The following is a 25609-nucleotide window of genomic DNA, read 5'->3' as shown; positions in this document are numbered from 1 at the left end:
GTGCAAGATGCGTCTTCTTATTCTGGGTACTGGCGGCATGGCGAAAAACCATGCCGAAGCCTTCGGGGCGATCCATGGCGTAGAGGTTGTCGCGGCCTGTGATGTGTCGGCGGAGCGCGTCGATGCGTTTTCGGAAAACCACGACATTCACAACCGCTTCACGCGGCTTGAGGATGCGCTGGAATGGGGCCGTTTTGATGCAATCGCCAATGTGACGCCCGACGCCATTCATCACCCGACCACGCTGGCGCTGGTCGGCGCGGGCAAGCACGTCTTTTGCGAAAAGCCGCTGGCGGAAAGCTATGAAAAGGCCGCCGAAATGGCCGATGCCGCCGAGCAGGCCAATGTCGTCAATATGGTCAATCTGACCTATCGCAATGTTGCGCCCTTGCAGAAGGCGCGCGAAATGGTGCTGGCCGGAGAAATCGGACAGGTGCGCCACTTCGAGGCGTCCTATCTGCAAAGCTGGCTGGTGTCGAAGACGTGGGGCGACTGGAAGACCGAGAGCAAATGGCTCTGGCGGCTTTCCACGCGCCATGGGTCGAATGGTGTTCTGGGCGATGTCGGCATTCATATCCTCGACTTCGCATCCTATGCCATCGGCAGCGATGTGCAGCGGGCGTCCGCTCGGCTCAAAACTTTCGACAAGGCGGAAAACGACCATATTGGCGAATATGTGCTGGATGCCAATGACAGCTTCGTCATGATGGCGGAATATGCCAATGGTGCGCTGGGTGTCATTCATGCCAGCCGCTGGGCGACCGGCCATCTGAACGAGCTGCGCTTGCGCATCCATGGCGACAAGGGCGCGCTGGAAGTGCTCCATACACCCACCGGATCAAGCCTGCGCGGTTCTATCGGCGAGGATATCGAAACGCCGGTCTGGCGGGATATCGATGCCGGTATCGTTGAGACGAACTATCAGCGCTTTGCCCGTGCCGTGGCTGACGGTGTCGGGCTGGAGCCGAGTTTCCGCCATGCCGCCAACCTGCAACGCGTGCTCGATCATGCCATGGTCGTGGACAAGCCCTTGCCGGAAGTGGTCGAAAACTGACCATCGTAACGCCGGTCTGTCGCAAACAGGCCGGCGTTTTGCGCCTGGCAATCTCTCTACCGCAGAGTGCGGGATATTTCCGCCTGTGCCGCTTTCAGCGCGGGAAGGTAACGTGTGATGACGTCGGCCATCGGTTCATCGGTCAAAGCCAGGCCGACATTCAGCGCCGCAACCACCTTGCCATGAAAATTGGTCAGCGGCACCGCCATGGAGCGCAGGCCGATTTCCACTTCCTGATCAATGCCTGCATAGCCCTGCTCGCGGACGCGGGCCAGTTCTTCCATGATGCGTGCCAGATCGGTTTCCGTCCGGGGTGTGCGGGCGATGCGCTGGCTCGCATTCAGCGTTTCAAGCGCCTCTTCATGAGGCAAGGCCGCCAGCAGCACCCGCCCCATCGAGGTGCAATAGGCTGGCAATCGCGATCCCGGCATCAGCATCACCGACATGACGCGCTGCTGCGCCGCACGGGCGACATAAACGATTTCCGTCTCATCAAGAATGGAAACGGACGTGCTTTGGCGGATTTCGTCCGACAGGCGGTCGAGAAATGGCTGCACGATACGCGGAAGCGGCATCGAGGCGAGGCATCCTGTGCCAAGCCGCAGGATGCGCGGTGTCACCGTAAAATATTTGCCGTCATAGGCACAATAACCAAGCTCGGCCAATGTCAGCAGGCAGCGCCGCGTTGTGGCGCGATCATAACCGGAAATCTCCGCTGCATCGGAAATGCTGAGCCTCGGATGATCGAAGGTGAAAGCCTCGATAACCTTCAGGCCTTTGGCCAGCCCGCCCATCATGTCGCGATCCTTGATCTGCACGCAGGCAATCTCCGTATTTGTGCGATTATCGAACAAAGTAAGCATAACGCACAAACCTATTGTGGTCGAGGGGGCATCGTTTTATTCAATCTCGAGCGCATTTTTGAAAGACGGTTCCCCAATTTTCGGCATGCGTACTGCCCGGCCCGAGTTTGGCGCTGCGGTCGTCTGAGGAGAAAAATATGGACAAGACAATAGGAAGCCTTGCGGAAGCGGTTGCTGGGATCGGCGATGGCGCGACCGTGATGATCGGCGGGTTTGGTGGATCGGGCGCGCCGATTGAACTCATTCACGCGCTCATCGACAAGGGGCCGAAGAACCTGACGGTCATCAACAACAATGCTGGTAACGGTCGCATCGGCATTGCCGCCATGATCGACGCGGGACTGGTCAGGAAGATGATCTGTTCGTTTCCGCGTTCGTCCGATCCGCGCGCCTTCACGGACAAATATCTGGCTGGTGAAATCGAGCTTGAGCTGGTTCCGCAGGGAACGCTCGCCGAACGCATCCGCGCTGGTGGCGCTGGCATCCCGGCCTTCTATACGCCAACTGCCTATGGCACTGAGCTTGCCGAGGGCAAGGTGATCGCTGAATTCGATGGCCGCTCTTATGTGCAGGAACGCTGGCTGAAGGCCGATTTCGCGCTGATCAAGGCGCACGTGGCTGATATTCACGGCAATCTCAATTACCGCATGGCGGCGCGCAACTTCAATCCGCTGATGTGCATGGCTGCCGGCAAGACCATCGTGCAGGCGTCGCAGATCGTGCCGCTCGGCGGCATCGAGCCGGAGAACATCATCACGCCGGGCATCTTCGTCGACAGCATTGTCGAGGTTACAAACCCGCAGCAGGAAGAAGAACTCATTCGGGCAGGAGTGGCCTACGTATGACCGTCGATACTCGTGAGGACATCAAGCTTTCCAACGCCCAGATCGCCTGGCGCGCGGCGCAAGATATTGCCGATGGCGCTTATGTGAATCTTGGGATTGGTTTTCCTGAAATGGTTGCCCGCTATCAGCCGGAAGGCCGCGAGGCGATCTTCCACACCGAAAACGGCATTCTCGATTTCGGCGAAGCGCCGCCGGAAGGCGAGGAAGACTGGGATCTCATCAACGCAGGCAAAAAGGCGGTTACGCTGAAGCCAGGTGCTGCCTTCTTCCACCATGCCGACAGCTTTGCCATGGTGCGCGGCGGCCATCTCGATGTGGCGATCCTCGGCGCCTATCAGGTTGCGCAAAACGGCGATCTCGCGAATTGGCGCGTCGGCGCCAAGGGTGTGCCTGCCGTCGGCGGCGCGATGGACCTCGTCCATGGTGCCAAGCAGGTGGTGGTCATCACCGAGCACGTCACCAAAAAGGGCGAGCCGAAGCTGGTGGAAAAATGCGCTTTTCCGCTGACGGGCGTCGGCTGCATCACGCGCATCTACACCAGCCATGCGGTGATTGACGTTGATAAGGGCCGTTTTGTGCTGCGCGAAAAGCTTGCCGCGATGACACTGGAAGAGCTACAGGCTATGACCGGCGCTAAGCTGCATATCGATGGCCCTGTCGCCGATCTCGTTGTTCCAGAATTGTGAGGCCTGTCATGACCGAAGCCTATATTTGCGATTATATCCGTACTCCCATTGGTCGTTATGGCGGCGCGCTTTCTGCAGTCCGTGCCGACGATCTCGGTGCCGTTCCGTTGAAAGCACTCATGGCGCGCAACACGTCGGTCGATTGGGAAGCCGTCGATGATGTCATCTTCGGTTCGGCCAATCAGGCAGGCGAAGACAACCGCAATGTCGCGCGTATGTCGCTGCTGCTGGCCGGTTTGCCGGTTGGCGTTTCTGGCACCACGATCAACCGTCTGTGCGGTTCGGGCATGGATGCGGTCGTCGCCGCTGCCCGCGCGATCAAGGCAGGCGAAGCGGAACTGATGATTGCCGGTGGCGTGGAAAGCATGAGCCGCGCGCCTTTCGTCATGCCAAAGGCTGATAGCGCCTTTTCGCGCAAGGCGGAAATCTTCGATACCACCATCGGCTGGCGCTTCGTCAATCCGTTGATGAAGAAGCAATATGGCGTCGATTCCATGCCGGAAACCGGCGAGAACGTTGCCGAAGACTATAAGGTCTCGCGCGCCGATCAGGATGCTTTCGCCGTTCGCAGCCAGAACAAGGCCGCTGAGGCGCAGGCCAATGGCCGTCTGGCCAAGGAAATCGTGGCGGTCACCATTCCGCAGCGCAAGGGTGATCCTGTCGTCGTGGACAAGGACGAGCATCCGCGTGCCACCAGCATCGAAGCGCTGGCCAAGCTGCCGACGCCTTTCCGCGAAGGCGGCACGGTCACGGCGGGCAATGCGTCGGGCGTCAATGATGGTGCGGCCGCATTGATCGTTGCTTCCGAAGCGGCGGTAAAGAAATATGGCCTCACGCCTATCGCCCGCGTTGTGGGTGGCGCGACGGCTGGTGTGCCGCCGCGTGTGATGGGCATCGGCCCGGCTCCGGCAACCAGGAAGCTCAGCGCCCGTATCGGCATTGCGCCCGATGCTTTCGACGTGATCGAGCTGAACGAGGCGTTCGCTTCGCAGGGCCTCGCCGTGCTGCGCGAACTGGGCATTGCCGACGACGACAGCCGCGTCAATCCGAATGGCGGCGCGATTGCGCTTGGTCACCCGCTCGGCATGTCGGGTGCGCGCATTGCGGGCACCGCGGCGCTGGAACTGTCGCTGAACGGCGGCAAATATGCGCTGGCTACCATGTGCATCGGCGTCGGTCAGGGCATTGCCATCGCGCTCGAACGCGTTTGATCGAACTTCTTCATCTCCAGCGAAGTTGTGAAGCAGCTTTGCTGGAGATGTGCGGGAATGATGGCGGAAGGAAATGGGGGTCGAACCCACCAGAGACCGTCTATCAGCCCCTCCCGGATTTGAAGTCCGGACATGCCACCGGGCATGCATCCCTTCCAGATATTGAATTCGTCCCATACTTTCGCACGGGCTAACTGTAGTAACGGGTTATCACCGCGTCAATCTGCGCCGCAGCGTTGGGTGCTATTTGTGCTAGTGCCTTCGCGATAGATAGCAGCATGGAATATTCAGAAGATGGAATGGATTCCTGTATTCTTGATAGCGTTCAAGGTTCTCGTGTTGGGCGTGGCTATGTTCTTCGCCATCAAGTTTCACTACGACGAAGATAAAAAGAAGAAGAATAGCGAGAAACGCGGGACGTAACGCCCACTTCAGCTGGGCCTGCCCGGTTTACCTCAATCACTGAATGATGCACGTCCCCGGCCAATCGCGGCACGAGCGATTGGCGCAACCGGTGAGGGCTGCCGCCACGATCAGTATGCAAATAGCTGTCGCCAGTGTCTTCATGTTTCGTCACTCATGATCGCTAGGGGGGATTGTTGCCAAACCTCATTGCCAGACTTCGCTGACACTGGGCGTAACGCTACACCAAGCAAGCGTTCCCACCAAGTCTTGATGGCATCCGCGCAGCATGGAATTGTCTGGCTTAAGGGTCCCGCGCGTTACTCACTCAATCATTCGAACGGTCGGGATAAGGTTCTTTGGGAACCTGGATATGCGGGTTGCCCGGCGCATTTTATTGTTCATGAGTGGGCTTTTCCTGATGGTCACTGGGTTCAACAGGAGATGGATCGATAGCTTCTTTCTCTCGTACCAGATCCGGGTCGGACCACGGATTTCGCTTTTGTGCCATTTTCTTCCCTCCTGGGTCATTGGTCTTGCCGGTTGACGTCGACTTCTTGTTGTCGGGACAGATATCTGGCGCTTGCAATGCCCGCTGCCAGATCAGCGATATATGTCTGATTACGCAATCCGCTCTGGTAGAGACTGATGATACTGGATGCCAGGTCCGAAGCTGAATAGGCGTTGCCGCCTGCCTCGAGCTTCTCGCTGGCTTCGGTAAAACATCTGCGCATCAAATCGACTTCTCCCGGCGCGTATATACGGCTCGCTTCATTGAAGAGCGGCATAGAACCCTCCTTTCAGCCACCAATCAAAAGCCTGCAAGATGCAGTAAAACGGCCATTGAATGCACCAGAGCAAAAATGGTTCCGTTAAAAATGCCCTGTCTTGCGTGGGCAAGACAGGGCGGGCGCCAACTTCCCGAGCTTGGTCTGAGCGGCAATTGACACCAACGACACCGAACTTCGGACGCACGCGAAAGTTCCCCGCCTTTTGGTCCCAGCTATTCGTCGGCCCGGATTTGGGCGTGCGAAATCAGCCCGAAGATGAATGTGCCCCCGACGATGTTACCAAAAAGCGTGGGCAGACCGAATTTGAAGATGCTGTCGAAAGCGGAAACTTCGCCGATGAACAGCAAGAAGAGCACTTCAATCGACCCGACCACGATATGGGTGAGATCACCGATTGCAATGAGATAGGTGATCAGGAAAATAAGAAAAATATGGCCTTGCTTGGTGCTGTGCAGCATCCAGACCAAAGTCGCAATCAGCCATCCAGACATGATGCCTTTGCTGAATAGCTCATTACTTGTGTTCTCCATAAGATGCTTGCCCATATCTGTAAATGTGCGCGTAACCTCAACGGAGAAGATGGGCATCAAGACTATGACGAGGGCGGCAATCGCTCCTCCGATCAGATTGCCCAAAAGAACGATGCTCCACAGCCTTATCATCTTGAAAAAGTGAGACGCAGTCGGCTCTGTCATAAAAGGCAGAACCGGGGTGATCGTGTTTTCGGTGAACAATTGCTGGTTGGCGATGATCACAATTATAAAGCCAACGGTATAGCCGGCTGAACTGAGCAGAAAGAACAGGTTCCCGTCGGGAAGGTAGGCCTCCAGAATGCCTCGGGCGATCATCGAGGTACTCATCGAAATACCACCGGCGATTGCCGACCAGAACAGCGCCATCGCCTCTCTGTTCATTTCCTTTTCGCCTTCGCGGCGAATGAGTTCATGAATAGCAGCGGCTTTGGAGGGAAGACTTTCCTTCAGGACCTCCGCTGATTGGCCGTCTTCTTTCGGTTCAGGCATGAAGGCGTCTCCTCGTTGCGCCCTGTTGTTGCGTCGTTTTGGAACGCATCAGTGGGTAAAAATTAACTAGGGCGCGGATTTTCTGCGTCCAGAGCGCTCAGCCCTCCCGAAATACGACAGATGCCGTATAGCGCCCGGGCAAAATCTACCGTTTCCTGATGGGGGATTGTGTAACAACGCCTGCATGATCTCATCAAATTTCGGCGTCCATACTGGCGAGACCAGTAGAGGAGGAATGATGAAGACCATAGCCGTGTTAGCGATTGGGGCATTCATGGTGTCGGGAACAGCATTTGCGTCAGCGCCCGCTGTGTCGACCACCAAGCAGACTATCAAGCAAGATCAGACATCCGGTCCGGTGGTGGCAGGTGGCCCAGGCAAATTGGGTCGCGTTTCCACATCGACCGGTGGCAAGCGCTTTATCTTTTAAGGCGGATGGTTTGCCCCGTTCAGGCGGGGCATTCATCCGTGAGTCGGGTCTCAGCGAAATCGCCGAACAAGTCCAGCTTGCGACGGTTTAGCCGCCGCAAATCTCCGCGCCGGATTGTGACGCTGTTGCGATCAAAGAACTCAAGGATCTGGATCGCCACCTTGCGGCCACTGTCCACACGATCGCGAAAACGCGCGGCGATAAACCAGCCGCTGTCGAATTCTTCATCCATCACCGAGAGTATGCCGATCATCTCGGCAATCGTATCACGCTTGAAAAAATGATCGTGCGCCACTTCATGCACACGACCCATCCGACCGCCAAGCTTGAGAATGCGGCGGATGTCTTCCTCCTTTTCGCCCACCAAACCGGCAATGTCGCGCACGCGCGGCGGGCGAAAGCGCGCTTCGCCGCCAAGCATCGGCGCGATCCGCTCCCACAGTACCGCGTCGGCGTCACTCATCGTCACCTCATGCTCGCTGAGCCGAAGCCAAGCGCCGTCGAGCTTCACCAGTTGCAAATCCGTCAACGCGGCTATCGCAGCCCGGAAGGCGCTTGCAGGCAGGCGCGGTTTTAAAAGCAGACGCAGTCTTTCCACGCCCATGCCGATCAGGTCCGGGTTCTCGTCATGGAAAATGCCGAGCCGCTCAAGAATGGCATTCCGCAATGCATCCCAGCGCTCCGGCAACAGCAGCAACCGCGCCTGTCCTTGCGGCAGAACCGTCGCATCGAGCGCTTGCGCCAGATATTGCGGTCCATGGCTCAAAGCACGGTCGCGCAGAAAAGCGGTTGCATCCAGATAAAACGGATCGACGGACAGCAGCGCCCGGGCCGCTTGTACTGGGTCATCAATGGCATGGGCGTCGAGTTGCGCCATGCGTTCAGGGCTACGGCGCTTGCGCTGCGGCGGGCGCAGATCAAGAAAGCGACCACCGCCGATTGTCCGCTGCGCGGAGACATCGCGAACGACAAAACGATCACCCGATGCGGCTGCAATCGGGCGATCCAGCACCAGTTGCACACGTCCATGCGCGCCCGGCGCGAGCGCCTCGTCCTGCAAAAGCACGATGCGCGCACCCACTTCCGCCGACGCATGGTGCAGCCGTACTGGAAACCACTGGTCTATCGGCTTGCGTTCCGATGGCAGGATTGAAAGCGAGGCGTCGATACGATCTGTCGGCAGGTGCAAGTCGGGCGACAACACCATGTCGCCACGACTGACAGCGTCCTTGGAGATGCCCTCGCCTGCCAGATTGAGCGCGCAACGGTCGCCCGCCTGTGCAGTTTCGCGTGGCCGGTTTTGCGCATGGATTGTGCGCACGCGCACCGGTTTTCGCGAAGGGCTGATAGTCAGTTGATCGCCGATCCTGGCCGTGCCGGAAAGGACGGTGCCTGTCACGACAGTCCCCGCGCCCTGGATGGTGAAGGACCGATCCACAGCAAGGCGAAAGCGTCCATCGGCAGGGCGATGCGGAAAGCTTCGCGCCTCGGTTTCGAGCGTCGCTTTAAGCTGGTCCAGTCCTTCGCCAGTCACCGTGGACACCGGCAATATGACAGCATCGGCAAGCGGTGTTGCGGCCAGAATGTTGCGGATGTCGGCTTCCAGCTCACTCACGCGCGCGGCTTTGACAAGATCGCACTTGGTGATCACAACGATGCCGCGTTTGATCCCAAGCAGATTGACGATGGCCAGATGTTCGCGTGTTTGCGGCATGATGCCGTCATCGGCCGCCACCACCAGCAGAACGAAGTCGATGCTGGCCGCGCCCGCCAGCATGGTATGCACGAATTTTTCATGCCCCGGCACATCGACGAAACCGAGGATTTCCTGTTCGTCGCCTGTCAGGGGCAGATAGGCAAAGCCAAGATCGATGGAAATGCCGCGTGCCTTTTCTTCCTTGAGCCGGTCAGTGTCGATTTGCGTGAGCGCACGGACGAGGGACGTCTTGCCGTGGTCGATATGTCCAGCCGTGCCGATAATCATGGGCGGCGGCCTCCGGCAGCGCGCGTTTCGGCTGTTCTGCGCTCATCGTCATCCAGCTGTTCGCGAGCCGCTTGCAGAAAGGGCTCGGCAAGGGCGCTGCCTTGGGAACGAGCGCGTAACAGGTGTTCATAAGCCGACAAAGCATTTCGCTCCACACCCATGCCGAGATGAAGCGCGGCACCCAGCATGGCTTCGCCATCGGCATCGCCAGCGTCCGCCGCCTTGCGCCACCAGAACACGGCTTGCGCTGGATCGCGCGGCACACCGAGTGCGTTATGATAGATCATACCAAGCCGCGTCATGGCGGCGGCAACACCGCTTTCGGCGGCTTTCAGCGCCCATTCGCGTGCTTCCACCGGGTCGGCGACAATGGCGTCGCCTTCCAGCAGCATCCAGCTCAGCATGTCCTGCGCTTGCGCGTCGCCCTGTTCGGCAGCCAGCCGATAGAGTCTTGCCGCTTCGGGATAGTTGGGGTCGATGTCCTCGCCCTTGAACAGAAGCGAGGCGAGATTGCGCTGGCCGGAGGCGTCACCCGCCTTTGCAGACAAGGCCAGCCATTGATGCGCGAGATCGATATTTCTTTCGACCCCCATGCCGCCCGCAAAACAGGCACCGATATTGTTCTGGGCGCGGGCATTGCCCTTGCGCGCCAGCGGTTCCCATATCGACAGGGCGGTGGCGTAGTCCCCTGATTTCGCCGCGACAAGCGCCTGTTCCAGCGACTGCGCGTCACTGTCTGGCTTTGGCTTGCGGGAGAAAAGATCAGCGAGCCGCATAGGAAGCCAGGTTCCTGACGAAGCGGGTCTCATCATCAAGGCAGCGCAGATCGAGAATGAAAACGCCTTTTTCGATGCGCCCGATCACCGGCAGCGGCAATTGTCGGAGCGCGGTGGCCAAAGAGGTGAGCGCGGAGCCACTGCCGTTTTTCGGGGCGATGGACAATCCGGCGCTTGGGACGGTTGATAATGGCAGAGCGCCGGAGCCGATCTGGCTGGCGCAATTCGTCACTGTCACATCAAAAGCTGAACCGAGCACCTTTTGCAGTTCCGGCTGCAATCGGGTCGCTTGAATGGCAATGTCGCTTTTCGACCGCGCCAGATAGCGCAGCGTCGGCAGCTTTTCGGCCAGACGTTCGGGATTGCGATAGAGCTTCAGCGTTGCTTCCAGCGCGGCGAGCCTGATCTTGTCCACGCGAAGGGCGCGCTTCATCGGGTTTTTGTTGATGCGGGCGATCAGATCGCGCCGGCCGACGATGAACCCGGCCTGCGGTCCGCCGAGCAGCTTGTCGCCGGAGAAGGTAATGATATCGGCCCCTTCGGCCACCGCTTCGCGCACGGTCGGCTCATGCGCCAGACCGAAAACCGTCAGATCGGCGAGTGTGCCGGACCCAAGGTCGTTGACCAGCGGCACACCGCGCGCCTTGGCGATTGCGGCAAGCTCCGCCGCCGTTACTTCCCGCGTAAAGCCTTCAATGCGGTAATTGGAGGTGTGGACCTTCAAGATCAGCCCCGTATCCGGCCCAATGCCGCCTTCATAATCACGAGGATGGGTGCGGTTGGTGGTGCCAATCTCAACCAGTCTGGTGCCTGCGCGGGTCATGATATCCGGCATGCGGAACGCGCCGCCGATTTCGATCAGTTCGCCGCGTGAAACGACAGACTCCTTGCCCGCCGCAAGGCTGTTTAGCACGATCAGCACGGCGGCGGCATTGTTGTTGACGATGGTCGCATCTTCCGCGCCGGTTAGTTCGCAGACCAAAGCGCGCAAATGGTCGTCGCGTTCGCCGCGTGCACCGGTGGAAAGATCAAACTCCAGCGAAACGGCTTCGCGCATGGCTGCCGTCGCAGCCTCGACGGCCGCTTCGGCCAATATGGCGCGTCCGAGATTGGTATGCAGAACCGTTCCCGTCAAATTGAACAGCGGGCGCAGGCTCGATTGCTCCGAGGCTTCAAGCAAATCAATAACGCGTTGGGTAATCTCTGCGCTGTAGGACGGTGCAGCACCGGATTTCACGGCTTCGCGCACTTCGGTCAGAACAGTGCGGATGGCTTCGGTCAGCGCCGGGCGACCAAAGCGTTCGAGCCCGGGACCAAGTTCCGGCATTTGCAGGAGTGCATCGACGGAGGGCAACTGCCGCAGGTGAGACCGGGTCTGATCCATCGTGCCTCACAATCCTGCAAGCAAGGCCGCAAAACCGCCGCGTCGATAGGGCGTTTCGCGCATCAGCATATCAAGGCCGAGGCTTGCCACATCGTCGGTCATCGGGTCTGCATCGGTGGATTGCTGCTGGTAGATGATCTTGGTCCAGCTTTGGCATTCGTCGCAGGTTTCCGCCTTGATGACGCCGCCGCCGTCTTCAACTTCCTTATAGCCGACGCCCTTGGTGGAGCCGCAGCAGACGCACTTGATGCGGACATAGTGCCAGAGCGTGTTGCAAACCGAGCAGGAACAAAAGCGCGCACCATGTGCGCCTTTCCAGCCCACCACGATTGACCCGGATGGCATGCTGCCGCAAGTGGGGCAGACGCCATCGGCAACGGGCAGCACGGCTTTCGGATCAAGCGCGGATGCAAGCCGCGTGAAATGCAACTGAAGCCCTGCCCAGATATAGATATGTTCGGCAATCGCATCCGGCGGCAGCATACCGGTAAAAACCGCATCAATCATGCTGCGGCGCTCTGCCGGGCTGGCTGCGGCCACACGTGCCAAGGCATCGGCGGCATCTTGCGGTTTGACGATATGGTGCACGCGATCAAACAAGTTGTCGAAGGTTGAATTCAGGGTGCCATCCGATGCTGCCACATCGCGGTCAATGCAGGGCATTTCAGGTTTCCGGCTGGTGTCGCTTGGCGAAACCGGGCCGAGCTCTTTTTGAACCGCAGCCTGCGCACCGCTCAGATCGGCCAAAAATTCGAGATAGGGTTTGAGTGGGCTGACCGAACCCAGCAGCCGCAGGCGCGCGGCTCTTCGGGAAAACAGGTCGTCGGGATCAGGCAATCGTACAAAGGGTGGAGACGATATTTCGCCAATCGCCGTCGGGTCCGGCGCTAGATCTGTCTTACCTGCCATTCTACTCCCTCACGAACCCGCCGGGCCACGTGGACCAGTGCAACCATATTCATTCTCGGTCGATCGCCAGATTTTTCAACCCGGCGATGCGTAAAATCATGCTGCCGGTTTGCCGCTTGCCTGCTTCGCCTTGCGTTTGGCGTTCAACTCGCGCAGCCATTTGCGATGGTGCCGCCATGCCCAGCCGCCGGTCACCGTGCCGCGCGTCATGGCGCTGAACGTGCCTCTGATCCAGATTGCGGCATAGACATGCACGATCCAGACGCAGATGGCGATGACGGCGGCCATGGAGTGGATAAGCAATGCCCAGCGTTGCTGGTCGATGCTGACGATAAAGCCGAAATATTCGTTCCAGATGGCGAGGCCTGAGACGATCAGGATGATGATCAGCAATGACATTGACCAGAAAACGAGCTTCTGCCCGGCATTATATTTGCCGATTTCGGGCAGTTTCTCCTCATTGCCAGCGATCACATCATCGACCTGACCGAGCCAGCGCGTGTCCTCGCGCTTCCAGAGATTGGCGCTCCAGAAACGCACGAAAAGACCAAAGAAGCTGAAGAACAGCACGACGCCGATCCATGGATGAATCGTGCGCGTCCACTGACCGCCGCCGAAAAGACCGGACAGGAAAAACAGCCAAGGGTGGAACATGGCAAGCCCGGAAAGCGCCAGCAGCACGAGGCTGATGGCGGTGATCCAGTGATTGATGCGCGCGCCGCCGGAATAACGATGCACGCGGACCGGCTTGCCCGGTTCTATGTCATCGCTGGCGGAAACATCGTCAAAGTCGGTCTTGCTCATGAGCTTTTTTCTCCCGTGAGCTTTTCGGCCTCTTCCTCATCATGTTCGGTCACGACATTCGGACCCTTGAAAATATAATGCAGGAAGCCGGTGGCGACGGCCAGCCCCATTACCGCCATGCCTGCATATTTGGAGACGCCTTTCCAGACTTCGACAACCGGGCTGATGCGCGGATTGTTCGGCAGGTTGGCGTAAATTTCCGGTTTGTCGGCGTGGTGCAGCACATACATGACGTGTGTGCCGCCGACTCCCGGCGGATCGTAAAGCCCGGCATTTTCAAAGCCACGGGATTTCAGATCCTTGATGCGTCTATCGGCCCATTCCTTCATTTCGTCCTTGGTTCCATAGACGATGGCCTGAGTAGGGCATGCTTTTGCACAGGCCGGGCCTTGTCCAACCGCAATGCGGTCGGAGCACAGCGTGCATTTATAGGCCTTGTGGGTCACTTCCGAGATGCGCGGGATGTTGAACGGACAGCCCTTGATGCAATAGCCGCAGCCAATGCAATTATCGTGGATGAAATCGACGATACCGTTGGAATATTGCACGATGGCGCCAGGCGCCGGACAGGCCTTGAGGCAGCCGGGGTCCTCACAATGCATGCAACCATCCTTGCGAATGAGCCATTCCAGATTGCCGGTGTCGGGATTATCCCATTCCGTATAGCGCATCAGCGTGAAGGTGTTGGGCGTCAGATCATGCGGGTTGTCATAGACCCCCACATTGATGCCCACCTCCTCATGCGTATCGTTCCATTCGGCACAGGCCGACTGGCACGCCTTGCAGCCGATGCATTTCGACACGTCGATCAGCTTGGCCACTTCTGTCTGGCGTTCAGCAGGTGGCGTCACGGATGACGCCGACCGCCGCATCAGGTCACTGTCACCGAAGCGCGGAGCTTGCGGCTGGACACTGGGATTGGGAACGGGTGGAAACATTCTTCAATCCCTTCTAAGCAACAGGCGCGCTGCTGCGCTCGATATTGACCAAAAACGCCTTGAATTCTGGCGTCTCGATGTTTGCGTCACCGACGAACGGGGTCAGTGAATTGGGGCCGAAGCCCTTGCGGGCAGCGCCCATGAAGCCCCAGTGCAGCGGAATGCCGACCACATGCACCGTCTTGCCGTCGCAGATGAGCGGCTTGATGCGTTTGGTCACCACCGCCTTGGCCTTGACCGAGCCGCGCTTAGACCAGACGCGCACCCAGTCGCCCTTGGCGATGCCCTTTTCCTTGGCCAGTTCTTCCGAAATTTCCACGAAGAATTCCGGCTGCAACACGGCATTCACATGCACATGCTTGGTCCAGTAGTGGAAGTGTTCGGTCAGGCGATAGGAGGTCGCCGCATAGGGGAACTCCTCGGATGCGGTATCGGCGAACTGCTTGAAGTCGTTGTTGAAGACGCGGGCCACCGGATTGCCCCGGACATTTGGCGCAACCACATTGGCGATCGGCGATTCAAACGGCTCGTAATGGGCCGGGAACGGACCATCCCGCATCATGCCACGGCAGAACAGGCGCGACGAGCCTTCCGCATTCATGATGAAAGGACCGACTTCTTGTGGCTTGGCGGTCGGCGCGATGTCCGGCACGTCATAGCCTGTCCATTTGGTTCCGTCCCACTCGATGAGCTTACGGCTCGGGTCCCATGCCTTGCCGTTGAGATCGGCGGAGGCACGGTTGTAGAGGATGCGCCGGTTGGCAGGCCACGCCCACGACCAGTTGAGATAGGCACCGGTCTCGTCAGGATCGTGATTGTCGCGGCGCGCCATGTTGTTGCCAGCCTCGGTGAAGCAACCCGAATAGATCCAGCAGCCCGACGCGGTGGAACCGTCATCGCGCAGCACGGCAAAACCGGGTAGCAGTTTTCCTGCCTCCAGCACCACCTTGCTCGGGTCCGTCGGGTCCATCAGCGTGGTCAGGGCGCTGCCGTTGAGCTCCTTTGCCAGTTCTTCGGCGGTCGGTTCTTCCGGGTCCTTGTACTCCCAGACCAGATTGAGAATTGGATCGGGGAGTGCGCCGCCTTCCTTGCTATAAAGCGCTTTCAGCCGCATGAAGATCTGCGCCATGATCCAGTTGTCGGTCTTCGCCTCACCGGGCGGTGTCGCCCCCGGCCAGTGCCATTGCAGCCAGCGTCCGGAATTGGTCAGCGAACCTTCGTCCTCTGCAAAGCAGGTGGATGGCAGCTGGAACACTTCCGTCTGGATTGATGCGGTATCGACGTCGTTATACTCGCCGTGATTTTCCCAGAAGCGCGATGTTTCCGTTTCAAGCGGGTCCATCGTGACGAGGAATTTCAGCTTCGATAGGGCCGCGGTCAGCTTGTTGCGGTTTGGCACAGCCATCAGCGGATTGAAGCCCTGACAGACATAACCGTTGACCTTGCCATTGTTCATCATGTCGAAGATGCGCAACACGTCATAATTCGGCACGTCCAGCTTCGGCAGCCAGTCATAGGCAAAGTCGTTTTCTGCTACAGCGGCGCTCCCCCACATGGACTTCTGGAAGCTCACGAAGAACTTCTTGTAGTTTTGCCAGTAGCTTGTCTGGTTCGGGCGCAGCGGCTTGAAGCTGCGCGTCGACATATAGGTGTCGAGGTCGATCTCCTTCTCGACCGGGATATTCATATAGCCCGGCAGAAGATTGGACATCAGGCCGATATCGGTCAGACCCTGAATATTGGAGTGACCGCGCAGCGCATTCATGCCGCCGCCCCGCACGCCGATATTGCCAAGGATCAGTTGCAGCATCGCCATGCCGCGAATGTTCTGCGCGCCCTTGGAATGTTGCGTCCAGCCCAGCGCATACATGGATGTCATAGTCTTGGTCGGCGAGGAGCATTCGCCGATCATCTCGGCCACTTTCAGGAATTTCTCCTTCGGCGTGCCGCAAATGCGCTCGACCATTTCCGGCGTGTAGATGGACACATGCTGCTTCAGCAGGTTCCACACGCAACGCGGATGCTGCAACGTATCGTCCACAACGGCATAGCCGTCATCGCCGATCACATAATCCCAACTTGAGCGATCATAGTCGCGTTTTTCCTCGTCATAGCCGCTGAAAAGTCCGTCCTTATATTCGAAGCCATCCTTGACGATGTAGCTGGCATTGGTGAAATGCTTCACATATTCCCACTGCACCTTGTCATTCTGGATGCAGTAGTTGATGACGCCGAGCAGGAAGGCGATATCCGACCCCTGACGGATCGGCGAATAATAATCCGCCACCGATGCCGTGCGCGTGAAACGCGGATCGACGACGATCAGCCGGGCGCCACGGTTGGCCTTGGCCTCCGTCACCCATTTGAAGCCGCACGGATGCGCTTCCGCCGCATTGCCGCCCATGACGACGATGAGATCAGTGTTCTTGATGTCTGTCCAGGCGTTGGTCATTGCGCCACGGCCAAATGATGGGGCGAGACTCGCCACCGTCGGGCCGTGTCAGACGCGTGCCTGATTATCGAATGCGACTATGCCTGTGCTGCGCACCACCTTATAGGTGAGAAACGCTGTTTCGTTGGTGGTTGCGGATGCGGCGAGAAAGCCCGTCGACGTCCAGCGGTTGACGGTGACGCCCGCCTCGTTCTTCGCGATGAAATTCGCGTCACGGTCATCTTTGAGGTGGCGCGCGATCCGGTCCAGCGCGTCCTCCCATGATATCCGCTTGAATGCACTGGTGCCCGGTTCGCGCACCATCGGATATTTCAGGCGTGTCTCCGCCTTGACAAAATCCTTGAGCGCCGCGCCCTTGGGGCACAGCGTGCCGCGATTGGTCGGGTGGTCCGTATCGCCCTCGATATGGATCAGGTCGGATTTCTCGCCCTTGCGCAGATCACCCTTGGAATAAAGGATGATGCCGCAGGCTACGGAGCAGTAAGGGCAGGTATTCCGGGTTTCGGTCGTATTGGCCAGCTTGAAGGGGCGGATGGATTCGGCATAGGCGGTTTCCACCGCACCGAAGCCGAAAGAACCGAGCGCCGAAGCCGCTACCACCGCTCCCGTTCCGCCCAGAAACTGGCGGCGTGAGAGCTCCACATTCATCGTGCGATACCTCCCTGATGATTAGAACCGACGTGCAGGGGAAATTTTCCCGGTCACGTTGTCGGGCAGGCTTGACTTTCACTTTGGCAGTTCACCGCAATAAGACGAAGTTGTCAACCGAACCGAAGGGCGAAAAATATAATAACAAAGCCCATTTATATATAACATGACAGGCGTACTCAAGTATTAATACATGAATGTAATCTTCACGATGACTTTCTCTTGTTCGATGGTTGATTGACGGAGTTAAACAAACACGGCAGACTGCGCGTGTGACTTCTTCCGCTGCTCCCGAGTTTCGGGGCCTTGATCACAGATCATTCCTGGCATGCGCTGGTCTTTCGAGGTCGGGCGCAACAGCAGCGCTTTCTCCGCATATTCGTAAGAAACAGAGCTCATGGCTCCTAAAGAGGGGCCACGAAAGGGGATCGTCATGAATCGTCGGGAACTCCTCAAATCCGGCGCGGCCTGCGCCGCCCTCAGCCTTCTGCCGAGCTTCGCCACGGCCCCTGCCTTTGCCGATGACGGCACGTTTACGCCCAAGCCATCGAACTGGCGCAGTTTCGAGATCAGGACAACTGTGAGCCCGACCGCATCCAAGGATGTCATTCGGGCATGGGTGCCTTTGGCCGGTTTTCAGGCGGATGACTGGAACCGCCCGGAAGGCAATCGGTGGACGACAAATGCCAGGGTTGCGCAGATCAATCGCGATCCACGCAGCGGGGTAGGCCTCCTCTATCTCGAATGGGCGCCGGGTGAAGAAACGCCGACTGCGGAAATCATTAGTCTCATCTCGACCCGTGACCGCGCCAGCAGCCTTGAGGCATCGGCGACCGCCGTGCCGCTGACACAGGCCGAGCGCGCAAAATATCTGGCTGGAACACGGCTGGCACCAGTGGATGGCATTGTTCGGGAGACCGCAAACAAGATTGTCGGCGACGCCGCAAGTGATCAGGATAAGGCCCGCCGCATCTATGACTGGGTTGTCGCCAACACCTATCGGCGCGCGTCCACGCGCGGCTGCGGCGACGGCGATATCGTCGCCATGTTGAGGAGCGGTGATCTTGGCGGCAAATGCGCCGATCTCAACCCGCTGTTCGTGGCGCTGGTGCGCTCTGTTGGCATTCCCGCGCGTGACCTTTACGGGGTGCGGGTGGCGCCGTCCGCTTTCGGTTACAAGAGCCTTGGCGCAAAGAACGAGGTCATCACCAAGTCGCAACATTGTCGTGCTGAAATCTATCTCGATGGCGTCGGCTGGGTGGCGACCGATCCGGCCGATGTGCGAAAGGTCATGCTTGAAGAAGAGAAGGACGGTTTGACAGCGGACGATCCGCGTGTGGTTGCCGTTCGTCAAAAGCTCTTCGGCGCATGGGAAGGCAACTGGATTGCCTTCAATGATGGCAGCGATATCGATTTGCCATCTGCGCAGAGCGGGGAGCTTGGCTTCCTGATGTATCCGCAAGCCGAGGTCGCCAGCATGCGGCTCGATTGTCTCGACGCGGACGCTTTCCGTTATAGCATGACGGCGCGCGAGATCACGATCTGATACGAAATAGCATCACGGGAACCGCTTTCGGTTCAGGAGGACCTATGGATATCGCATCGCCCATCCGTCTCAGCACTCTGGCGCATGGCGGCGGCTGTGGCTGCAAGCTGGCGCCTGCCGTGTTGCAAAATCTGCTTGCTGATCAGCCCGCCATCCAACCTTTCAAGCAGCTGCTGGTCGGCCCCGAGACCGGCGACGACGCAGCGGTCTGGCAGCTTGACGATGAGAACTGTGTGATCGCCACCACCGACTTCTTCATGCCGATGGTGGACGATCCGGTCGATTTCGGGCGTATTGCGGCAACCAATGCCATATCCGACGTCTACGCGATGGGCGGAACGCCCATCATGGCGCTGGCGATCCTCGGCATGCCGGTGAATCAAATGCCTGCCGAAATGATCCGCCATATTCTGAAAGGCGGTTCCAGCATCTGCGCAGAAGCCGGAATTCCGGTGGCGGGCGGCCATTCGATCGATGCGCCGGAGCCGATCTACGGGCTGGCGGTGGTTGGCACTTGCAAGCTTGCCAATCTGCGCAAGAATAGCGGCGCGAGGCCGGGCGATGCGCTCATTTTGACCAAGGGGCTCGGTGTCGGCATCTATTCCGCAGCGTTCAAGAAACAGGTTCTTGATGGTGCCGGTTACGATGAGATGATGGCCTCCGTCACTTTGTTGAACCGGGTCGGCGCGGAACTTGGCAAGGATGAAGCTGTGCACGCGGTCACCGATGTGACGGGCTTCGGCATTCTCGGTCATGCGCTTGAAATGGCGCGGGGGTCCAATGTCGGCATCACGCTTCGATACAGTGATCTTCCGTTTTTGGCTCAAGCCGCACGTCTTGCGGAACAAGGTTTCATCACCGGCGCTTCGACCCGCAACTGGGCGAGTTATGGTGATGACGTGCGACTGGCGGACGATACTCCGCTCTGGAAGCAGCAATTGTTGACCGATCCGCAAACGTCGGGCGGGCTGCTTGTTTCCTGTGCACCGGATGCGGCTGAGCGCATTCTCGCAATGATCCACTCTGCGGGTTATCCGGCGGCAACTATCATCGGCACGATTGGCGGAGCGCCAAAAGTCGTGACGGTGGTTGACTGACGCCTGATTGAATTGCCAGTAAAATTCGAGCGTTCCTTGAGCGGCGACCCAGCCTCATGCATAGTGTTCCTGTAAAAATAAGAGTCGCAACCCGCGATAGGGACAAGCATGTATTGGGCTGATGTTATCGGTATCGTAGCGGTTCTTCTTCTGGTGGCTGCTAACGGTTTCTTCGTTGCCGCTGAATTTTCATTGGTCGCGGTCCGTAAAAGCAGGGTGGCTGAACTGGTCGCGGCAAAGCGCACCAACGCTTCTGCCCTTATGCGCGCGGTTGATCATCTCGACGCCAATCTGGCGGCCACCCAGCTTGGTATCACCATTTCATCGCTCGCGCTTGGCTGGATCGGCGAACCGGCGCTTGCGCATCTCATAGAACCCGCTTTGGGCGCATTGCCAACCAACTGGGTAAGCTTCGGTTCCCATGCCATCGCGGTTGCGATTTCCTTCATCATCATTACGGCGCTGCATATCGTGCTAGGCGAACTTGCGCCCAAAAGCCTCGCCTTGCAGCGCAGCGAGGGCACGGCGCTTTTTGTCGTCCGCCCGCTCGGCGCGTTCACCTTCATCTTCTGGCCCGCCATTTCGACGCTTAACGCTCTGGGCAATCTGGTGCTGCGCCTGTGTGGCTTGCAGCCCGGCAACGGAGAGGGTTCGACTCATTCTCCCGAAGAAATCAAGCTGCTCGTTGCAGCCAGCCAGCAGGCCGGGCTGATCGAAATGACACAGCGCGAGGTGGTGGCGCGCGCGCTGACCATCGGTGATCGTCGCGTTGGCGATATCATGACGCCACGGCGCGAAATCGACTGGATCGATGCCGATGACAGTCAGGAACAAATGCTCAAGACCATCCGCGACTGTCGCCACGAACAATTGCTGATCGCCCATCAGAGCATTGATGAACCCATCGGCATGGTTCTCAAGAAAGACCTGCTGGATCAGGTACTCGACGGTCATGCGGTCGATCCACTGAAGGCGATCCGCGAACTCGTCGTGGTGCACGAAGCAACGCCGATTTTCCGCGTGCTGGAAATCTTCAAGAAAAGTCCGGTACGGCTGGTCGTGGTGGTTGACGAATATGGTATCCTCGAAGGCATTGTCACGCAGTCTGACCTGCTTGAAGTCATCGCGGGCGATATACCCGATATTGATGATGAAGAGCCGGATATCGTGACCCGCACGGACGGTTCGCTTCTGATCGACGGTTTGATGTCAGCCCATGAAGCCTTTCATCGGCTGGGCTTTACGGAAATCCCGGAAGATCGCGGCTATCACACGATTGCCGGTTTTGCGCTGTTGCAGCTGGGCGATTTGCCGTCCGTCGGCGACAGCTTCGAATATGACGACTGGCGCTTCGAAATTGTCGACATGGATGGTCGGCGCATTGATAAGATTCTGGCGCAGAAGATATAGATCAGGCCACGGTCAGCGGTGCGTAACACTTTCGCTTATGGCTGATAATAGCTTATTGCCCGCAACAAATGATCGGGCTAGCATGGTTCCCATTACAACTACGGCAGGATGAACCTGTCGAAACAAATGGGGAAATAAAATTATGAAAATGGCACGCCTTGCCTATGCCGGTGCACTTCTTGCAACTGTGGCCGGTTTTCATGCCGCGCCTGCTGCCGCGCGCGATCTGACCGTCGTCTCCTGGGGCGGCAACTATCAGGATGCGCAGCGCGAAATCTATTTCAAGCCGTTTTCGGAAAAGACCGGAAAGCCGCTGCTCGATGAATCATGGGACGGCGGTTACGGTGTCGTTCAGGCCAAGGTGAAGGCTGGCAAGCCCAATTGGGATGTGGTGCAGGTGGAAGCCGAGGAACTGGCGCTCGGCTGCGCCGATGGTCTTTATGAAAAGATCGACTGGGACAAGCTTGGCGGCAAGGACAAGTTCCTCGACAGCGCGGTCAATGATTGCGGTGTTGGCGCCATCGTCTGGTCCACGGCCATTGCCTATAATGGCGACAAGCTGAAGGACGGCCCCAAGTCCTGGGCGGATTTCTGGGATGTAAAGAAGTTCCCCGGCAAGCGCTCGTTGCGCAAGGGCGCAAAGTACACGCTGGAATTCGCTCTACTCGCCGATGGCGTCAAGAAGGATGAAGTCTATGATGTGCTGGGCACGCCAGAAGGCGTTGACCGCGCCTTCAAGAAGCTCGAAGAGCTGAAGCCGAATATCGTGTGGTGGGAAGCAGGGGCGCAGCCGCTGCAATTGCTGGCTTCCGACGAAGTTGTAATGGCTTCGGCCTATAACGGTCGCATCACCGGCATCAACCGCGCCGAAGGCAAGAATTTCAAGGTTGTATGGCCGGGCAGCATCTATGCCGTCGATAGCTGGGTCGTCCTGAAGGACGCCGAAAACAAGGACGCAGGCATGGATTTCATCGCGTTTACCAGCGAACCGGAAAATCAGGTCAAGCTGCCGAAATATGTAGCCTATGGTCTGCCGAACAAGGACGCCGCGAGCAAGGTTCCGGCGGAATTCGCAGCCGATCTGCCAACGGCGGAAGCCAATATGACGGATGCGATTCCGCTCAATGTCGATTTCTGGATCGACAATTCGGAAGAGCTGACGAAGCGCTTCAACGCCTGGCTGGCGCAGTAAACGGGTTAGCCTGAGAACACCCATCGCCATCCCGTCTGCCGAGATAACAAAGAGATAGAGCGGTTCCGTTAAAACTGGACCCGCTCCATCGGGTGGACGGGATATTCCGATGCCGGCAACTGGAGTGATTCATTGACGGACTATCGAATTCGATTTGAGAATATCAGTAAATCCTACGCCGATTTCAAAGTCATAGACGGGCTCAACCTCGATATAGCACGCGGCGAGTTCGTCAGTTTGCTTGGGCCATCCGGTTCGGGCAAGACCACGCTTTTGATGATGCTCGCTGGCTTTGAAAGCCCGAGCGGCGGCAAGCTTGTCGTCGATGGCAAGTCGATCAACGATGTTCCGTCCTACAAGCGCAATATGGGCGTCGTGTTCCAGAACTATGCGCTGTTTCCCCATATGAGCGTCGGCGAGAACATCGCATTCCCATTGCAGATGCGCGGGCTTGGCAAGGCGGAGATATCCGACAAGGTCGCAAAAGTGCTGGATATGGTGCAGCTTTCAACCATGCGCGAGCGCAAGCCGTCGCAGCTTTCCGGCGGGCAGCAGCAGCGTGTGGCTTTGGCCCGTGCGCTGGTTTTCGAACCGGGCGTGGTGCTGATGGACGAGCCGCTTGGCGCGCTCGACAAGCAATTGCGCGAACAGATGCAGCTCGATATCCGCGCGCTCCACAACCGCCTCGGTTTGACCATCGTTTTCGTGACACATGACCAGAGCGAGGCGCTGACCATGTCGGACCGTATCGCCGTGTTCAACAAGGGACAGATCGAACAGATCGGCTCGCCGCGCGAAATCTACGACGAGCCGAAGACCCGTTTCGTGGCAGAATTCATTGGTGAAACCAATCTGGCCGAAGGCAAGGTGGAGCGTGTCGATGGAACGAAAACGTTGATCCGCCTCAAGAACGGCGCCGAGTTGAACGCCTCATCATCCGGCGCGCTGACGCCGGGGCAAGATGTGCTGCTTTCCATCCGCCCGGAGCGGATCGAACTGGGCGGCGAGGCCAAGGCCGACAATAATCTCAGCACACGCGTGACCGATAGTGTTTATCAGGGCGATCATCTGCGCATCCAGCTGGATGACAAGGCGCATCATTTCATTGTGCGCCTCGACCGTAAGGCGCGCGAATGGCAACCGGGCGTCGATGTGGTGGCGCATTTCAATGCAGCCGATTGCTGGACAATTGTCGCATGACGGTTCTCTCCGCCAAAAGCACACGCTCGGTTCTGCTCATCGCGCCGCTTTTGATCTTCATTGCGCTGTTTTTCCTGTGGCCGCTTGGCGTGATGATGAAACAGGCAATCTCCGACACGGCGGTGCTGCGGGTTCTCCCGCAAACGGCGGAGGCCGTCGCCGGTTGGGACGGTCAATCGGGTCCGACACCGGAGATGAAACAGGCGCTAGTTGCCGATCTCAGGGCATCCACCGATCAGCAGGCGGTCGGCGATATGGTGCGGCGCCTGAACAGCGCCCAGTCGGGCTTTCGCACATTGATGAGCAAGACGCTTACAGCCATCGAGAAAGACGATCCGGCGCTAGATCTGGAAGCAGTCGATAAACGCTGGAGCCAGCCACAATATTGGCGGGCCATTGCCAATGCGCTGTCCCCCACCACAGACCGCAATCTGCTGGCGGCGGTGGATATGGAACGCGACAGTTCAGGCGAGATTGTTTCCATGGCCGCGGGCACGTCGGCCAATCGCGCCATCATGCTGCGCACATTCTGGATCGCCGCACTGGTCACGCTGGCCTGCGCCGCCATCGGTTATCCCTATGCGGTGTTGCTGGCTTCCGCCACGGGCTGGGTGAAAAGCGCCCTTTTTGCAGCCGTGCTTCTGCCGCTCTGGACATCGCTTCTGGTGCGCACGGCAGCATGGTTCATTATGTTGCAGGACAAGGGGTTGATCAACGACACGCTGATCTGGCTCGGTCTCACCAACGGGCCACTGCCGCTGATCTTCAACCGGATGGGCGTGATCATCGCCATGACGCATGTGCTTTTGCCGTTCATGGTTCTGCCGATCTACAGCGTGCTGGTGTCCATCCCGAACAATCTGATGCCTGCCGCCGCTTCGCTGGGTGCGCCGCCATGGCGGGCGTTCCTGCGTGTTCTGCTGCCGCTCAGCATGCGGGGCATCCTGTCCGGTATGTTGCTCGTCTTCATGAGCGCCATTGGTTATTACATCACACCGGCACTGATCGGCGGTCCGAGCGACCAGATGATCAGCTCGATCATCGCCTATTATGCCACCGGCTCGGCCAATTGGGGCATGGCTGGCGCGCTGGGTATGGTGCTGCTGGTTGTCTGCCTGCTGCTCTATGCGGTCTATGGTCGCCTGACCAACGAAAAGCGGGGGAGGGCATAACCATGGGACGCTCCGTCAAGATCGTGTTCGGCGTGGCCGCTGTCCTTTTTCTGGTCGCGCCCTTATTCGCCATCCTGCCGCTGGCCTTCACGTCGAGCGTGTTCCTCACCTATCCGGTGCCAAGCTGGTCGATGCGCTGGTTCGAGGAACTGGCAACAGCCGATGCCTGGCGACGCGCCATCGTCAACAGCCTGATCATCGGCTTTGGCACCATGACGCTGGCGACGGTTCTTGGTACTATGGCAGCCCTTGGCCTGCGCAATCGGGCGCTGTTCCTGTCCGGTCCAATCCGCACGCTGTTTCTGCTCCCGATGGTGGTGCCTGCGGTGGTGATGGGCGTCGGCATGCAATTGCTGTTCGTGCGGCTCGGCATCGCCAATTCCTATTTCGGGGTCATCGTCGCGCATACGGTGGTGTCGATCCCCTTTGTGATGGTGAGCGTCACCGGCGCACTTGCGGGCATTGACCGGCGAGTGGAGCTTGCGGCGGAAAGTCTCGGAGCATCGCCGCTGACTGTGTTTCGCCGGGTGACGTTGCCGCTCGCCATGCCGGGCGTGGTTTCGGGCGCGGTGCTGGCCTTTGCCACGTCGCTGGATGAGGTTGTGCTGACGCTGTTCGTCGCCGGTCCCAACCAGCGCACGCTGGCGCGACAGATGTTTTCCACCATCCGCGAAAACATCAGCCCGGCGATTGCCGCCGCAGCCTTCCTGTTCATCGCGGGCACGCTGATCCTCGGTCTGGCTGCCGTGCTGTTCAAACGGAAAACGCCGCGCATGGCGTGATCGGAAAACCG

22 protein-coding genes and 1 tRNA gene are annotated in these 25609 nt (G+C 58.5%); 12 read left to right on the top strand and 11 right to left on the bottom strand.

The features are described from left to right. Window positions 1–7: 7 nt before the first annotated feature. Window positions 8–1054 (top strand): Gfo/Idh/MocA family protein, encoded by a 1047-nt coding sequence (locus tag QLQ11_RS16450; RefSeq protein WP_109366914.1) that lies wholly within the window; start codon window positions 8–10, stop codon window positions 1052–1054. 56 nt (window positions 1055–1110) lie between these two features. Here the strand turns inward: QLQ11_RS16450 and QLQ11_RS16445 are convergent, their stop codons facing one another. After that, on the bottom strand, window positions 1111–1917 hold the full coding sequence (locus tag QLQ11_RS16445) for an IclR family transcriptional regulator C-terminal domain-containing protein (RefSeq protein ID WP_371831098.1): 807 nt from the start codon (window positions 1915–1917) through the stop codon (window positions 1111–1113). A 137-nt stretch (window positions 1918–2054) separates the two neighbouring features. Here QLQ11_RS16445 and QLQ11_RS16440 point away from each other — a divergent pair, with 137 nt between their 5' ends. From QLQ11_RS16440 to pcaF, 3 genes are read left to right on the top strand one after another with little or no spacing between them, the layout of a single operon-like run. Further along, window positions 2055–2762 (top strand): 3-oxoacid CoA-transferase subunit A, encoded by a 708-nt coding sequence (locus QLQ11_RS16440; protein ID WP_109366916.1) that lies wholly within the window; start codon window positions 2055–2057, stop codon window positions 2760–2762. Next, entirely contained in the window at window positions 2759–3448 is a 690-nt protein-coding gene (locus QLQ11_RS16435; RefSeq protein ID WP_109366917.1) for a CoA transferase subunit B, read from the top strand. The genes QLQ11_RS16440 and QLQ11_RS16435 overlap by 4 nt, the downstream gene beginning before the upstream one ends. 8 nt (window positions 3449–3456) lie before the next feature. Then, on the top strand, window positions 3457–4659 hold the full coding sequence (gene pcaF, locus QLQ11_RS16430; RefSeq protein WP_109366918.1) for a 3-oxoadipyl-CoA thiolase: 1203 nt from the start codon (window positions 3457–3459) through the stop codon (window positions 4657–4659). Between the two features lie 61 nt (window positions 4660–4720). On the opposite strand, the gene QLQ11_RS16425 is transcribed toward pcaF, so the two are convergent. The 3 genes from QLQ11_RS16425 to QLQ11_RS16415 form a co-directional block, all read right to left on the bottom strand. Then, window positions 4721–4816: transfer RNA gene (locus QLQ11_RS16425), tRNA-Sec, on the bottom strand. A gap of 772 nt (window positions 4817–5588) precedes the next feature. Next, window positions 5589–5849 (bottom strand): hypothetical protein, encoded by a 261-nt coding sequence (locus QLQ11_RS16420; RefSeq protein ID WP_109366920.1) that lies wholly within the window; start codon window positions 5847–5849, stop codon window positions 5589–5591. Window positions 5850–6064: 215 nt separating this feature from the next. Next, window positions 6065–6874 (bottom strand): formate/nitrite transporter family protein, encoded by an 810-nt coding sequence (locus QLQ11_RS16415; protein WP_109366921.1) that lies wholly within the window; start codon window positions 6872–6874, stop codon window positions 6065–6067. A 235-nt stretch (window positions 6875–7109) separates the two neighbouring features. On the opposite strand from QLQ11_RS16415, the gene QLQ11_RS16410 reads away from it, so the two are divergent. Continuing rightward, a complete protein-coding gene (locus QLQ11_RS16410) occupies window positions 7110–7304 on the top strand; it encodes a hypothetical protein (RefSeq protein WP_124915321.1) in 195 nt (64 codons plus the stop codon). 19 nt (window positions 7305–7323) lie between these two features. On the opposite strand, the gene selB is transcribed toward QLQ11_RS16410, so the two are convergent. From selB to fdnG, 7 genes are all read right to left on the bottom strand, one after another. Beyond that, entirely contained in the window at window positions 7324–9288 is a 1965-nt protein-coding gene (selB, locus tag QLQ11_RS16405; RefSeq protein WP_109366923.1) for a selenocysteine-specific translation elongation factor, read from the bottom strand. Then, entirely contained in the window at window positions 9285–10064 is a 780-nt protein-coding gene (locus QLQ11_RS16400; protein WP_109366924.1) for a tetratricopeptide repeat protein, read from the bottom strand. Before QLQ11_RS16400 ends, selB begins: the two co-directional genes overlap by 4 nt. Further along, window positions 10051–11448 (bottom strand): L-seryl-tRNA(Sec) selenium transferase, encoded by a 1398-nt coding sequence (gene selA, locus QLQ11_RS16395; RefSeq protein WP_109366925.1) that lies wholly within the window; start codon window positions 11446–11448, stop codon window positions 10051–10053. Before selA ends, QLQ11_RS16400 begins: the two co-directional genes overlap by 14 nt. Before the next feature lie 6 nt (window positions 11449–11454). Next, complete coding sequence (fdhE, locus tag QLQ11_RS16390; protein ID WP_121539511.1) at window positions 11455–12357, bottom strand: formate dehydrogenase accessory protein FdhE; 903 nt, start codon at window positions 12355–12357, stop codon at window positions 11455–11457. 96 nt (window positions 12358–12453) lie between these two features. Continuing rightward, complete coding sequence (locus tag QLQ11_RS16385; RefSeq protein WP_109366927.1) at window positions 12454–13161, bottom strand: formate dehydrogenase subunit gamma; 708 nt, start codon at window positions 13159–13161, stop codon at window positions 12454–12456. Further along, a complete protein-coding gene (gene fdxH, locus QLQ11_RS16380) occupies window positions 13158–14099 on the bottom strand; it encodes a formate dehydrogenase subunit beta (RefSeq protein ID WP_109366928.1) in 942 nt (313 codons plus the stop codon). Before fdxH ends, QLQ11_RS16385 begins: the two co-directional genes overlap by 4 nt. A 13-nt stretch (window positions 14100–14112) precedes the next feature. Beyond that, window positions 14113–17199, bottom strand: a complete 3087-nt coding sequence (fdnG, locus tag QLQ11_RS16375; RefSeq protein WP_109366929.1) for a formate dehydrogenase-N subunit alpha — start codon at window positions 17197–17199, stop codon at window positions 14113–14115. Window positions 17200–17632: 433 nt separating this feature from the next. Here fdnG and QLQ11_RS16370 point away from each other — a divergent pair, with 433 nt between their 5' ends. The 7 genes from QLQ11_RS16370 (at window position 17633) to QLQ11_RS16340 (ending at window position 25598) form a co-directional block, all read left to right on the top strand. After that, window positions 17633–18745: a transglutaminase-like domain-containing protein gene (locus tag QLQ11_RS16370; RefSeq protein WP_109366931.1), complete on the top strand. Its 1113-nt coding sequence runs from the start codon at window positions 17633–17635 to the stop codon at window positions 18743–18745. Window positions 18746–18789: 44 nt separating this feature from the next. After that, window positions 18790–19842, top strand: coding sequence for a selenide, water dikinase SelD (gene selD, locus QLQ11_RS16365; protein WP_283736227.1), 1053 nt, complete (start codon window positions 18790–18792; stop codon window positions 19840–19842). Between the two features lie 108 nt (window positions 19843–19950). Then, window positions 19951–21252, top strand: a complete 1302-nt coding sequence (locus tag QLQ11_RS16360) for a hemolysin family protein (RefSeq protein WP_121539508.1) — start codon at window positions 19951–19953, stop codon at window positions 21250–21252. Between the two features lie 142 nt (window positions 21253–21394). Further along, the gene (locus QLQ11_RS16355; RefSeq protein WP_109366934.1) at window positions 21395–22444 is read left to right on the top strand and encodes an ABC transporter substrate-binding protein; all 1050 of its coding nucleotides are present in this window, start codon (window positions 21395–21397) and stop codon (window positions 22442–22444) included. A gap of 132 nt (window positions 22445–22576) precedes the next feature. After that, window positions 22577–23644, top strand: a complete 1068-nt coding sequence (locus QLQ11_RS16350) for an ABC transporter ATP-binding protein (RefSeq protein ID WP_109366935.1) — start codon at window positions 22577–22579, stop codon at window positions 23642–23644. Next, on the top strand, window positions 23641–24816 hold the full coding sequence (locus QLQ11_RS16345; protein ID WP_283736226.1) for an ABC transporter permease: 1176 nt from the start codon (window positions 23641–23643) through the stop codon (window positions 24814–24816). The genes QLQ11_RS16350 and QLQ11_RS16345 overlap by 4 nt, the downstream gene beginning before the upstream one ends. Window positions 24817–24818: 2 nt before the next feature. Continuing rightward, window positions 24819–25598, top strand: a complete 780-nt coding sequence (locus tag QLQ11_RS16340; protein ID WP_121539506.1) for an ABC transporter permease — start codon at window positions 24819–24821, stop codon at window positions 25596–25598. Window positions 25599–25609 lie beyond the last annotated feature (11 nt).

The sequence above is a fragment of the Ochrobactrum sp. SSR genome, from assembly GCF_030067775.1.
Taxonomy (GTDB): domain Bacteria; phylum Pseudomonadota; class Alphaproteobacteria; order Rhizobiales; family Rhizobiaceae; genus Brucella; species Brucella teleogrylli.
This window is presented reverse-complemented; position numbering and strand designations above follow the sequence as displayed.